Raw genomic sequence first — 12,472 nt, forward strand, 5'->3', positions numbered from 1 at the left:
CGCCGACTCGCTAGTCGTTGCTGAGGATCTCGACGATCTGGGCCATCTCGGCCAGCTCGCTGTCGTTGGGCAGCAGCTCGAGGGCGGACTTCAGCTGCGCCGCGGTGTCGTCGAGGATCGCCGCGAGGTCGGTGGGGCGGGCCTGCCACTGCTCGAGCGCCGCGGCGTAGCTCTGCACCGCGATGCCCTTGAACAGGCTCGACTGCGAGACCGGCGCCTCGGCGAGCAGCTCCGGCAGCGCCGCCGCGGCCTTGGCCGAGCGGAGCTCGCCGGTGGCCTCGTCGACGTAGCTGACCTCGACCAGGAGCTTGCCCTCCTTGCCGGCCGCGGGGTCGCAGCTGCGCAGGCGACGGTGCAGGACCAGGCTGCTGCTCGGGCCGAGGCGGACGCCGTCGGTGCCGATGTCGGGGTTGTTGAGGCCGTCCTGGCTGGGGTCGCGGATGACATCGAAGCCGCCGGGGAGGTCGACGTGGACGTGGAGCTCGCGGACCGCGGCGCCGAGGGTGCGCACGAACTGCTCGTCGAAGCGCTTGCTGGCCTCGGCCTCGCTGCCGACGAAGAGCGAGGCGCCGCGGCCGGCGTGGGCGACGGCGTCCATCATGTCGCTGCGGTAGATGCCGGCATCGCCGACGCCGACGCCGCTGAGGTAGATGCCAGGCTTTTGCGCGTGGTCGCGGATGACGGCGAGGTCGGTCTCGTTGGCCGTGGCGCCGCCGTCGCTGACGAGGAGCACGCGGTTCCAGGCGCCGGGATCGTAGGCGGCGTCGGCGAGCTTGTAGGCGGTCATGAGGCCGCTGTAGAGCTCCGCGCTGCCGCCGACGGTGAGCTGGTCGAGCTTGTCGATGATGACGGGGTCATCGGGGCCGGAGACGTCGTGGAGCTCGAGGATCGTCGAGTTCTTGGCGTTCCAGGTGACGATGGAGAGGACATCGCCCTGGCGGAGGTTGCCGGCGATCGCCTTGCCGGTGGCGCGGAGCAGGTCCTGCGCCTTGCCGGCCATCGAGTTGGAGTTGTCGAGGGCGAGGGTGAGGCGCACCGGCGGGCGCTGCTCGGCGGGCAGGTTGTGGGTGCTGACGCCGATCTGGAGGATGAACTCCGGGTCGCTGCCGACCCCGGGCGTCGCGCGCAGCTGCGGCGTGATCACGACCAGGCCGGGCTCGGCGGCGGGGTAGCCGAAGGTGTAGTAGTTGAAGAACTCCCACGGGCGAATGCGGATGCCGGTCAGCGACACCCAGTCGCTCAGCGCGGCGTCCCGCGCCTGGGTCGGCGAGACGGTCGCGCTGGCGTCGACCGTGCGCAGCGTGACGCTCACGGGGGTGACGAGGTCGCAGCTCTCGGGGCTCTGCTTGTCGGTGTCGAGGATGTCCTCGGGGACAGGTTCGACGGGGGGGAGGTCTGACGGTGGGCTCGTCGGGTCGCCGCTGTCGCCGCCGCTGGTGCCGGCGCCGGTGTCTTCGTTGCCAGCGCCGGTGGCCGGGCTGCTGTCGCCGGAGTTGCTGTCGCTGCTGAGCGCGCCGGTGCTGTCGTCGGCGCCGCCGAGAGTGGCGCCCGAGCTGGACTCGAGCTCGCCGGGGTCGCCGGCGCTCGAGCACGCGAGCAGGGGGCCGCAGAGCAGGGCGACCAGGGCCGAGAGCGAGGTGGGGGCGCCGAGGGGGCTGCGCCGAGATGCCATGGGAAGTGCCTCAGAAAGCCAAGAGAAGCGGACAGGTCCAGAGGACCAAAGATAAGAAGTAGAGGCCAGTATATCGAGGCGTCGCCGCGGACGCCACGGGCCGGCGCAGATCGTCGGGGACGACGAGCCGCTGTCCGTGGCGCCCCACGCGTTCGAGTGCTTTCAAGTGCTTTCAAGTGCTTTCACATGGAGGGTGGCCGACCGAGTACGCGATCGAGGGCCTCCTGGGCCCAGACCAGGTGGTCGTACTCGGGTCGGTCGCTGCGCGAGCGCGGGGCGACGATGCGGGCGACGACGTGCGAGATGGCGTCCTGCGGCTCGGCAGCGCGCTCGACCAGGTGGATCTCGGCGCTCTCGGGGCAGCCGGCGCAGCGCGGGAGGCTCCCCGGTCGTCCGCTGTAGGCGGCGGTGCAGTCGCTGAAGTGGACGGTGACGATCGGCGGGAGCTCGACCGCGAAGCCGGCGCTGTCGAACTCGCCGAGCTCGATCATCTCGAAGGCGAGGCCGTGCATGAAGTAGGTCGCCTGCTGGAGGATCGAGAGATCTCCCGGGAGCCCGCCGAGCTCGAGGTCGACGCTGCCGAAGCGCCGCATGCCTCGGCTGGCCAGGCGGAAGCGGCCCGGGTAGCGCGGGTCCGGGAAGGGCACGACGGGGATCTGGTCGGCGACGTTGCCGAGGCTGGTCTGCAGACGCCGCGCGGCGAAGCCGGCCGGGCCGATCGTCTCGAGGGTGTCGGGGTCGTGGATCAGCGCGCCTTGCTGGGCGGCGACCACGCGCACCAGGGTCTGCAGCAGACGCAGGCCGCGGACGCCGTGCTGGTTGCGGTACTGGGCGCGCAGGACGAGCAGGCCGCGGCGGGTGGTCAGCGAGGCGCGCTCGTCCGGGGTCAGGTCGCGGGTGAGGTCGGGGTCGGCGAGGACCTTGTCCTCGATCAGGCTCGGGCCGGTGGTTGGGGTCCGCGGGTGGGCCTCGATCGCGAGGCCGAGCAGGTCGGGGGCGTCTTGCTCGGGGTCGGCGGGCGCCGCGGGGACGCCGAACTCGCGCTCCGGGCGGGCGATGAGGCCGAGCAGCAGCGAGACCTCCTCGTCGTCCAGGTTGCTGGCGAAGGCCGCGCGCACGGCCGCGTCGAGCTCGGGGCGGGTCGGGGCGGGCCTTGGCTCGCCGGGCAGCAGCAGGACGTAGCTGTAGGTGATGCGGTCGGCGAACACGACCCGGTGCGGCAGCTCGGCGAGGCGGCGGGCGTCGTCGTCGTCCGGCCGCGGCGCGGTGGTCGGTGCGGTGGTCTGTGAGGGGGTGGTCGGGGTCGGGGAGGGGGTGGTCGGGGTCGGGCCGCAGGCGAGCAGGGCGGCGAGGGCGGCTGTCTGAAAGGACAGGTAGCGTGGCTGCGCCGAGCCGTGATGCGAGGCTGTCTTTGGGGACATGTGATGCGTTCGCGCGTCGTGCTGCGAGGCTGTCTTTGGGGACAGGTGATTCGGCATGGGGCGCTCAGGCGTGGCGGGTGAGCAGCTCGGCGACGAGGGCGGGGCTGACGTTGCCGCCGGAGAGGAGGACGCCGACGCGGCGGCCGGGGAAGCCGCCGCGGGGGCCGGTTGTGGTGTCGGCGGGGCCGCGGAGGGCGACGGCGAGGGCGGCGGCGCCGGAGGGTTCGACGAGGATCTTGGCGGAGACGAGGAGGTCGACGAGGGCGCGGCCGAGCTCGTCGTCGTCGACCTCGAAGCAGGCGGCGAGGGTGCGGCGGGCGACGGCGAAGTTGAGGACGCCGACGCGGGTGGGCTTGAGGCCGTCGGCGAGGGTCGGGCCGGGCGGGACGGCGACGCGCTCGCCGGCGGCGATCGACCGGGCCATCGCGTTGCAGGTGGCGGGCTCGGCGGAGAAGAGGGGGATGCCGAGGGCCGCGGCGACCAGGCCGGCGCCGGCGATCAGGCCGCCGCCGCCGACGGGGACGACGATCGCGTCGAGCGGCTCGCCGGTGTCGCGTACGACTTGTTCGCAGAGCTCGAGGGTGGCGGTGCCCTGGCCGGCGATGATGTGCGGGTCGTCGAAGGGCTCGATCATCGTGGCGCCGTGTTGCAGGGCCAGGGCGAGGGCGGCGCGGTGGCGGTCGTCGGAGGTGGTGCCGGCGAACACGATCTCCGCGCCGAGGCTGCGCACGCCGGCGACCTTGATCGCGGGGGCGTCGACCGGCATGGCGATCCACGCGGGCACGGCGAACTCGCGGGCGGCCAGGGCGACGGCCTGGGCGTGGTTGCCGGAGCTGTAGGTGACGACGCCGCGGGCGCGACGTTCGGCGGGCAGGCGAAGGAGGGCGTGGATGGCCCCGCGGGCCTTGAAGGCGCCGATCTTCTGCAGGTTCTCGGCCTTGAGGAACAGCTGGCGTCCGGCGCGGGCGTCGAGCGCGGGGCAGCGGATCACGGGGGTGGTCCAGATGCGGCCGGCCAGGAGGCGGGCGGCGTCGCGGACGTGCTCGAGCGAGAGCTCCTCGGACATCGTGAGCAGGCTACACCGAGCGCGCGGGGCCGGGTGCGCCAGCGAGGGTGCGGACGAGAAGGCTGCCGGGAGCAGGGCTTGGCTGCGCCAGCGAGGGCGGACAAGACGGCTGCCGGGAGCAGGGCTTGGGGCGCCAGCGAGGGCGGACGAGAAGGCTGCCGGGAGCAGGGCTTGGGGCGCCAGCGAGGGTGCGGACGAGAAGGCTACACGGCGGGCGCGGGGCTTTGGTACACCTCGGGGGCCGTGCGCCTGCCGACGCTCCCGACCTGGCTGTGGATCGCCCTCGCCACGCTGCTGATCGTCGCGCTCAACACCACGACGATCGCGCTGTGCGGGCCGTGGGACCCGTGGGAGACCCACTACGGCGAGGTGGCGCGGCAGATCCTGGTCCGCGACGACCCGCTCGACCTGTGGTGGCGGCCGGGCTACGGGCCTGACGGCAACGCGGAGAACACGTTTTGGTCGAAGCCGGCGCTGCCGTTTTGGCTGATGGCGCTGAGCATGGCGATCTTCGGGGTGGGCACGCGGCCGGCCGCCGACGAGCTGGTGCGCTCGCCGCTGCCGGAGCTGGCGCTGCGGCTGCCGAGCCTGCTCGCGGGGCTGCTGTGCGCGGCGTTCCTCGGGTACGTGGTGTGGCGACTGCTGCGTGACGAGTCGACGGCGGCCAGCCGCGGCCCGAGCCCGGCGGCGCGGGCGGGGATCTTCACGGCGGTGGTGCTGTCGACGATGCCGCAGTGGGCGCTGGTCGGCCGGCAGGCGCTGACGGACATGTTCTTCGTGGCGCCGGTGGTGGTCGCCATGGGGGCGTGGGCGCTGGCGTGGTCGCAGCCGGACCGACCGCTGCGGCGGCGGGCGATCGGCGAGCTGTTGCGCCGTCCGGCGCCGGCCGAGGGGGGCGGCTGGAGCGGCCGGGTGCGCCGCTGGACGCTGCCGTGGGACCGCGCCTACGCGGTGTTCCTGGTCGGGACGATCGCGGCGGCGATCGTCCCGCTGACGGTGCTGCACATGCACGTGATCAGCGCGGACACGGTGGCGCGGGTGGCCAAGTTCACCAAGAAGCCGGGGGTCCCGAGCGTCGACACGCTGCGCCAGATCCACCTGCACTTCTTCATCTACTGGGCGGCGGCCGTGGCGGTGCTGCTGCTGAGCCTGCGCTGGGCCCGGCGCTCGCAGGTGTGGATGGGCGTGCTCTACGTGGCCGCGGGCGTGTCGCTGATCGGGAAGGGGATGATCGGCCCGGGGATCGTCGGGCTGCTGGTGCTCGCCGACATGCTGGTCCGCGGGCGCCTCGACCTGCTGCGCCGCTCGGGCCTCGGCACCGGGGCGCTGCTGTTCGCGCTGGCCTCGTTCCCGTGGCACCACGCGATGGCGCTGTACCGCGGCGAGCGCTGGGTGAACGAGCTCATCATCATCAACAACCTGGCCCGCTTCGGCTCCGGCGAGCAGGAGCAGGCGGTCGGGAGCTTCACCTTCTACGTGCGCACGCTCGGGCTGGCGGCGTTCCCGTGGTCGGGGGCGCTGCCGGCGGCGCTGTGGGGGGCAGCCCGGCAGTTGCGTGGGCCGGCGGCGCTGGGTGGGCGCGGCTCACCTGGCGCGGAGGACATGCCCGATGCGCCAGGTGCTTCGAGCCAGGTGCGGGCGGCGGCGCTGCGTCGGCTGGCGCTGCTGTGGGCGGCGGTGACCCTGGCGCTGCTGAGCTACAGCGTGACCAAGTACTACCATTACCTGCTGCCGGTGCTGCCGCCGCTGGCGGTGCTGATCGGGCTGTGGCTTGGCGAGCCGGCGGGGGCGCGTAAGACCTCGTGGGTGGCCGCGGGGGTCGGGGTCGGGGTGTTGGGGCTGGTGCTGCGCGACGTGATCGTGGAGCCGGCGTGGATCGCCCACCTGACGACCTACCTTTATGATCAGATGTGGCGCAGCGGGGCGCCGCCGACCGATCGGATGGCCGTGCTGGCGCTGCCCTTCGCGCTCGGGCTGCTGCTGTGGGCGGCGCGGCGCGGGCGGGCGGCGGCGGCGAGCATGCTGCTGTCGGCGCTGTTGCTGCTCGGGTGGACCCTCAACGTGTACCTGCCGGCGGCGTCGGAGCACTGGTCGCAGCGGACGGCGATGCGGGTGTACTTCGACGGCCGCGGACCGCAGGACCCGCTGCTCAGCTGGTGGTTTTACTACCGCGGAGAGAGCTTCTTCTCCAAGGCCAACGTGTGGGTGCAGAAGGAGGTCGACCGCCAGGAGCTCGAGGACTTCGTCGACACCCAGCGCGGGCAGGGGCGCACGCTGTGGCTGATCACGACCGTGGGCCACGGGAAGCGGGCCCGCACGACGCTGCCGGGCGACCTTCGCACGCGCATCGAGACGGTCTACGAGAACGCCCACTACATGCTGCTGCGCGTGCCGGTGCCTTGAAGTCGGTCAACGCCAGGGTCGATACCAGTGGGTCGACGTCAGTGGGCCAGTTCTGCGGGGGAGGCTTCAGGCTCGCAGGGCGCCGCCGCTGCGGGCGGCCGGGAGGGCGGCCAGGTGCGGGGCGCAGGCGTCCCAGCTGGCCTTGAGCGCGGCGGCCTGGGTGCTCTCGAGGATCTTGCCAGCCTGGCGGCGGCCGAGGCCCTTGCGCTGGGCGTCGAGGCCGAGCGCGTAGATGGCCTCGGGCATCGACAGGGCGGCGCGCACGCTGCCGAGGTCGATGCCACAACCTCCGCCGCAGCAGGCGTTGTTGAACATGTAGGCGCCGTTGGCCACCCAGGTGCCCATGCCGAGAGCGATGCCGGCGAGCTCGGCGGCGGCCTCGCTGTCCAGCTCGGCGACCGCCGGGGTGCTGGGCTGTTGCCACAAGCCGAGGCGACCGAGCTCGCGGGCGACGTGGCCGAGCAACAGGGAGGGCACGCGAAACAGCTGCGGGGCGACGACCAGGACCAGCTCCTGGGCGCGCGCGAAGCTGTGGAGGAGGTGACCGGTGGCGTCGCCCAGCGGGGTGAAGCCGTGCGGCACCGGGGGCTGTCCGGGCTGGAGGTCGACGAGGGTGAACTCGAGGTCGCTCTGGCCGACCTGCTCCTGGGCGGCGCAGATGAACTCGAACAGGCTGTCGAGGTCGCGGGGGGCCCGGACGCCTTTCGCGGGGGTGTCGGTGAACCACTGCGGGCGCAGGGCGGGCGCGCCGAGCTGCGAGATGACGGCCTGGAGGGACGTCGCGAGCCAGCGGCGGGTCTCCTCGTCGGGGATGAAGGTGGGCGCGGTCGCGTTGGTGCCGAACAGGTACATAAGCGACGGACAGGATAGCAAGGGCGGGCGGGTCTCCGACGGCGAAGTGACGGTGCATGGCGGGTGCATGTGTCCGGTGCGGGCGACGGGTGGGCCGGCGTGGCCGAGCTTGCTCGCGCAGACCTGGCGGCGCGCACGGTCGTTCGCCGCTGGATGGGGTCGAAGCCTGGCGCGATGTGGCGCTGCGAGGCGGTGCGTGACGCGCAGGCTTTCCTCGAGCGAGGTCCTTGGTCACACTGTGAAGTGGGGCGCATGGTGGTTCGTGGCGGCGACAGGGGCTTCGTGACGCGGGCGCGCCGCTGGCTGGCGCATGGCTTTCTCATGGGCCTGATCGCGGGCTCGCTGTGGCTGACGGGGACCCAGGCGCAGGCCTCGGGCGAGCGGGTGGTGCCGGACCTGCGCAATGACCCGCAGGCGCCGGGCCGGCGCGCGGCGGTGCGGATGCGGATCGCCGTGACGCTGCACGTGGCGACCATGGGCGACCGACCTGCGCTCGACCCCCGTCGACTCGAGCGAGCGATGCGGCGGGCCAACGAGGCGCTGCGGCAGTTCGGGATCGAGGTGTTCGTGGCCCGCGTCGCGCTGATGCCGGAGGGCTTCGCGGAGATCAAGCACCGCCGTCATCGTCGGGCGCTCGCGGGCTTCGCCCCGAGCGACGGGACCGTGCACGTGTTCCTGGTCGACACGGTCGAGCTCGGCAGCCTGCTGCGGGCCGATCGCGGGGTGCGTGGGCTGCACTGGCGCTACCGCGGCCTGAGCCGCAAGCTGCGCAACCGCGAGTACGTGGTGCTCGGCAACGACGCCCCGGCGACGACGCTGGTCCACGAGATCGGGCACCTGTTCGGGCTCGAGCACGACCTCGGGCGGCAGAACCTGATGTGCTCGTGTCGCGAGGGGCCGCAGCAGGTCTTCACGCGCGCGCAAGGGGTGGAGATCCGCCGCGGGGCGGCGCAGTTCATCAGCCGGATCCGCGGCTGAGCCGGAGCGAGTCGGCCGCGTTCCGTCGGGCCGCGCTCCTGGGATAAGATGCCAGCATGGTTGGACGACCGCTGGCGTGGCTGCTGTGGGCGATGGTCGCGGCGAGTTGCACGCGGACGACGACGACGCGAGCGCCCGGGCCCGAGACGGCGCCGACGAAGCCACCAGCGAAGCCCGACCCGCAGCTGCTGGCGGTCGCCGACGCGGTCGACCCGGGGCCGCAGAAGCCGCTGCTGACGGCGCTGCCGGGGCCGCTGCGCGGGATGCTCGAGGCGGCGCTCGGCGCCACGACGGACCGCGAGGTCGCGACCCGGGAGATCCGCGAGGCGCTGATGAACTGGGACAAGCTCGGGACCAGCGGCGACCAGTTGCCGCTGCGGTTGCTCGCGCTCGGGCGCGGGCTGGTCCTGGCCGAGCGGGCGGTGGCCGCCGGTGACAGCGACGCGGAGCTGCTGCTGGCGCTGTCGCAGGTGTACTCGATCCTCGACCTGCCGATCTTCACGATGCAGCAGGGGATCTTCCAGCAGGTGCTGCAGACGGCGGCGAAGCTGGCCCAGAGCGGGGCCTCGAAGCCCGGCGAGATCGACCTGGTCGCGCTGATGGCTGCCCTCAAGGACATGTTCGAACGGGCAGGCCCGCTGCACCGCCGCACCGCCGCCGAGCTGCTGCGCAAGCACGGCGATCACCCGGAGGTGCCGCGGGTCCTGGGGCGCCTGGCCGACGACGCGCTGCGCCGCGACCAGTACGCGCAGGCGGTGGCGTGGCGGCAGATGGCGGTGGCGCGGCTGGGGGCGAAGGTCACGGCGAGCGAGCAGCTGGAGCTGGCGCGCACCTGCTACCGCGCCCTCGAGCTGGCCTGCGGCGACGCGGCGCTGGCCCGCGGACGCGACTTCACCGGCGACGAGAAGGCGAAGGCGGAGCACGAGAAGAAGCTGACCTGGACCGAGAAGACCGCGAAGCAGGCGCGCCGCGCGGTGGCCCTCGCGGGCGAGTCGCAGCCGTCGCTGACGACGGGGCTCGAGCGCGGGCACTTGATGATCGACCTCGATCGCAACGCCGACGCGGAGGCGCTGTTCGCGGGGCTGAAGGCGAAGTACCCGGAGGACGCGCGGCCGTACGGCGGGCTGGCCAAGCTGGCGGTCCAGCGCGGGGGCGACTTCAAGGCGGCGGCCCAGCAGGTGGCGCTCGGCAAGCCGCTGGCGAACAAGGACCGCGAGTTCTACGAGGTGGCGCTCGGCACGGTCGGCGTGAACTTCTTCTATGAGGCGCTGCCGCAGATCGCCGAGGGCAAGCAGGACGTGCAGGCGATGGCGACGCTGATGCTGACCGACCTGCGTGGCTACGCGGAGGGCCTCCGCGCGTTCGACCCGGCCCGCGCGGCGGTGGTGGAGCTGATCGTTCGCGAGGTGCAGACGGCGATGCCGGCGCTGGTCAGCGGCGACGGGACCGAGGCCCTGCAGACGCTCCGGACCCTGCCGGCGCAGGTGGGACCCATGGGGGTGAAATTCCCCGACTCGCCCGACGTGCGGCGTCTGGTGCTGCTGGCGGCCAACTTCGCGACCGACGCCGAGACGGCGCTGGCGGCCGTGCGCGCGCCGCTGTCACCGGCGCTGGCGAAGGACGCGGCGCTGCAGCTCGCGCGCGCGAGCGCGTGGCTGGACCTCGCGCTGGCGTGGGAGAAGGCGGAGGAGATGCCGGCGATGGTCACGGCGATCGCCGACCTGCGGCCGGTCGCGGGTGACCACGCGCTGACGGCGTTGCAGGCGGCCGCGCTGGCGCTGCGCTTCAACGGGCAGAGCGACAAGGCCGCGGGGGAGCAGGCTGCGGAGCTGTACGCCAAGCTGGCGCGCGAGGGGCCGACCGAGCTGCGGGCCGCGGCGCTCAACAACCTGGGGGTGCTGCGGGCGGAGCTCGGTGACCCGCAGAAGGCGATCGAACACCTGAGCGAGGCGCTGGCGCAGGATGACAAGGCGAAGACGGCGCTGCTGAACCTGGCGGCGCTGGTGCTGAGCGTGGAGGGCGGGCAGCGGACGGAGCTGAACGATGCGTTCGCGATCGTGGCGCGCGACGGGATGACGGCGACGCTGCGCGTGCAGGCGGAGGCGTGGCGGCACGTGCAGGCGCAGCGCGGGGCCGGCGACGTCGAGCAGACGCGGGCCGACTTCGTCGCGGCGCTGGCGAAGGAGCGCAAGTCGGAGTTTCGCGGCAACCTGCCGCTCGGGCGCTGGGGGCTGCTGAGCAGCGGGAGCTTCCAGGTGAGCTTCTTCTACTCGGCGACCCAGGGCTTCGAGATCCGCAACGCGCTGGCCACGACGGTGTGGCTGTTCCTGCCAGCGCCGGGGCTCGATGTGCTGCTGGCCGAGGCGCAGCGCAAGCCGGGCAAGGCCGGGAAGTCGGACAAGGCGGGCAAGGCAGGCGAGCCGCGGAAGGCGGGCAAGCCAGTCGCGCCGCGGAAGGCGGGCTGAGGGTGGGCTGCGTGCACAACCTGGCGCGGGGGATCGCCCGGGGCGGGTCGGCGTCACACGGGTGGATCGCGCTGCTGCGGATGATCGAGGGCTGCGCGCGCGGCTGGGGCGTGTCGTTTCGCGAGCTGCGCGCGGCGCTCGAGCGCGAGGTGCCGCTCGGCTCGCGGCCCGACATGGCGACGATCAAGATCGCGGCGGCGCGGCTGCTGGCGGCGCATGAGCGGCGGCTCGCGGCGCGCAAGCAATGGATCGCGTTGCGGCGCGCCGAGAAACGCGGCGGTAAGCGCAGCGCCACCCGGCAACGCGAGCTGCTCGCGCTCGAGGCGAAGATCGGCCAGCAGCCCGTAGTGCACGTGGGCTACTGGGGTTGGAGGCGCCGGGCTCAGGAGGGGTCGGGCGCGGGGGTCTCGGGGCCGCTCGGCGGGAGATCGGGCTTGGCGATGTAGGCCGGGTCGATCGTGCCCTCGAGGCTGGTGAGGAAGGCGGTGAGGTACTTGCGCTCGTCGTCGTCGAGGCTGCCCTTGGCGAGCTGGTAGGTGGCCATGATGTTGAGCACGTCGTCGAGGGTGGCCGCGGAGCCGTCGTGCAGGTACGGGGCCGTCTTGGTGATGTTGCGCAGGGAGGGGACCTTGAAGACGAACTTGTCCTCGGGGTTCTTGGTGATCTTGAAGCGGCCCTCGTCCTTGGTCTCGTAGGACTTCACGGAGCCGAGCTTCTGGTACATGGTGCCGCCGATCGCCGGGCCGGTGTGGCAGCTGATGCAGTTGAACTCGATGAAGAGCTCGAGGCCGCGGAGGGCGTCCCCGTTCAGGGCGGTCATCTTGCCGGCGAGGAACTCGTCGAAGGGGCCGGGGGTCATGAGGCCGCGCTCGAAGGAGCCGATCGCGCGGCCGAGGTTCTCCATCGTGACCGGGTCGGCGTCGCCGGGGAACGCGGCCTTGAAGGCGTCGACGTAGCCGGGGATCGACTTGATGCTGCGGACGACGAAGCCGGGGTCGGGCATCGCCATCTCGACCGGGTTGGTGATCGGCATCTGCGCCTGGTCCTCGACGGTGGCGGCGCGGCCGTCCCAGAACTGGGCGAAGTGGGTGGCGGCGTTGTAGACGGTCGGGCTGTTTCGCTCGCCTCGCTGGCCCTTGTGCCCCTTGGAGGTGAGCTCGTTGTCGACGCCGAATTTGTCGAGCAGGTGGCAGCTGTTGCACGAGACGTCGTGGCCCTTCGACAGGCGGGTGTCGTAGTAGAGCTGACGGCCGAGGGCGATCTTCTCCGGGGTGGTGGGGTTGGCGGCCGACTCGGCGCGGGCGGGCAGCGGGGAGAAGTACTTCTTGGCGGCGTCGAGCACCTGCGCGGCGGACGGGGCCGGCCTGCTCGGCTTCTTCTTCGCGGGCTTGGCGGCGTCCGGCGTGGCGGCGGCCGACTTGTTGGCGTCGGCGGGGGGGGCGTCGCCGCCGCTGCAGGCGAGCGGGAGCGTGGCGGCGACGGTGAGGGCGAGGAGGCGGGCGCGCGAAACCTGGGAGCGTGGGGTGCTGCGTGGCATGGCTTGATCCGGGCTTGATCTGGGCGTGAACTGGCGTGATCGAGGCTGTGCTTGAGCAGGGCGCGCTTGCGCGGCTGC

9 protein-coding genes are annotated in these 12,472 nt (G+C 72.8%); 4 read left to right on the forward strand and 5 right to left on the reverse strand.

Annotation, left to right across the window (positions count from 1 at the left end):
- Positions 1–10: 10 nt before the first annotated feature.
- From IPJ59_RS06120 to IPJ59_RS06130, 3 genes are all read right to left on the reverse strand, one after another.
- Complete coding sequence (locus IPJ59_RS06120) at positions 11–1,672, reverse strand: vWA domain-containing protein (protein ID WP_293248991.1); 1,662 nt, start codon at positions 1,670–1,672, stop codon at positions 11–13.
- A 182-nt stretch (positions 1,673–1,854) separates the two neighbouring features.
- Positions 1,855–3,093, reverse strand: coding sequence for a hypothetical protein (locus tag IPJ59_RS06125; protein ID WP_293248988.1), 1,239 nt, complete (start codon positions 3,091–3,093; stop codon positions 1,855–1,857).
- Positions 3,094–3,157: 64 nt separating this feature from the next.
- The gene (locus tag IPJ59_RS06130) at positions 3,158–4,159 is read right to left on the reverse strand and encodes a threonine ammonia-lyase (RefSeq protein WP_293270156.1); all 1,002 of its coding nucleotides are present in this window, start codon (positions 4,157–4,159) and stop codon (positions 3,158–3,160) included.
- Positions 4,160–4,402: 243 nt separating this feature from the next.
- On the opposite strand from IPJ59_RS06130, the gene IPJ59_RS06135 reads away from it, so the two are divergent.
- On the forward strand, positions 4,403–6,562 hold the full coding sequence (locus tag IPJ59_RS06135; protein ID WP_293270158.1) for an ArnT family glycosyltransferase: 2,160 nt from the start codon (positions 4,403–4,405) through the stop codon (positions 6,560–6,562).
- Positions 6,563–6,628: 66 nt separating this feature from the next.
- Here IPJ59_RS06135 and IPJ59_RS06140 read toward each other — a convergent pair whose 3' ends face one another.
- The gene (locus tag IPJ59_RS06140) at positions 6,629–7,414 is read right to left on the reverse strand and encodes a hypothetical protein (RefSeq protein ID WP_293270160.1); all 786 of its coding nucleotides are present in this window, start codon (positions 7,412–7,414) and stop codon (positions 6,629–6,631) included.
- A gap of 252 nt (positions 7,415–7,666) precedes the next feature.
- On the opposite strand from IPJ59_RS06140, the gene IPJ59_RS06145 reads away from it, so the two are divergent.
- Genes IPJ59_RS06145 through IPJ59_RS06155 form a run of 3 tightly spaced genes read left to right on the forward strand, consistent with a single transcriptional unit; the run spans position 7,667 to position 11,303 of the window.
- Positions 7,667–8,392, forward strand: a complete 726-nt coding sequence (locus IPJ59_RS06145; RefSeq protein ID WP_293248976.1) for a M12 family metallo-peptidase — start codon at positions 7,667–7,669, stop codon at positions 8,390–8,392.
- Between the two features lie 56 nt (positions 8,393–8,448).
- Entirely contained in the window at positions 8,449–10,857 is a 2,409-nt protein-coding gene (locus IPJ59_RS06150; protein WP_293270162.1) for a hypothetical protein, read from the forward strand.
- Between the two features lie 11 nt (positions 10,858–10,868).
- Positions 10,869–11,303: a hypothetical protein gene (locus IPJ59_RS06155; protein WP_293270164.1), complete on the forward strand. Its 435-nt coding sequence runs from the start codon at positions 10,869–10,871 to the stop codon at positions 11,301–11,303.
- On the opposite strand, the gene IPJ59_RS06160 is transcribed toward IPJ59_RS06155, so the two are convergent.
- Positions 11,240–12,394: a cytochrome-c peroxidase gene (locus IPJ59_RS06160; RefSeq protein ID WP_293270165.1), complete on the reverse strand. Its 1,155-nt coding sequence runs from the start codon at positions 12,392–12,394 to the stop codon at positions 11,240–11,242. The genes IPJ59_RS06155 and IPJ59_RS06160 overlap by 64 nt on opposite strands.
- Positions 12,395–12,472: the final 78 nt, after the last annotated feature.

The sequence above is a fragment of the Nannocystis sp. genome (assembly GCF_016714285.1).
In the GTDB taxonomy this organism is placed as follows: domain Bacteria; phylum Myxococcota_A; class Polyangia; order Nannocystales; family Nannocystaceae; genus Nannocystis.

Coding starts and splice junctions, on each gene's coding strand:
- IPJ59_RS06120 (WP_293248991.1), bottom strand. CDS start 1,672: ATGGCATCTCGGCGCAGCCCCCTCGGCGCCCCCACCTCGCTCTCGGCC.
- IPJ59_RS06125 (WP_293248988.1), bottom strand. CDS start 3,093: ATGTCCCCAAAGACAGCCTCGCATCACGGCTCGGCGCAGCCACGCTAC.
- IPJ59_RS06130 (WP_293270156.1), bottom strand. CDS start 4,159: ATGTCCGAGGAGCTCTCGCTCGAGCACGTCCGCGACGCCGCCCGCCTC.
- IPJ59_RS06140 (WP_293270160.1), bottom strand. CDS start 7,414: ATGTACCTGTTCGGCACCAACGCGACCGCGCCCACCTTCATCCCCGAC.
- IPJ59_RS06145 (WP_293248976.1), top strand. CDS start 7,667: ATGGTGGTTCGTGGCGGCGACAGGGGCTTCGTGACGCGGGCGCGCCGC.
- IPJ59_RS06150 (WP_293270162.1), top strand. CDS start 8,449: ATGGTTGGACGACCGCTGGCGTGGCTGCTGTGGGCGATGGTCGCGGCG.
- IPJ59_RS06160 (WP_293270165.1), bottom strand. CDS start 12,394: ATGCCACGCAGCACCCCACGCTCCCAGGTTTCGCGCGCCCGCCTCCTC.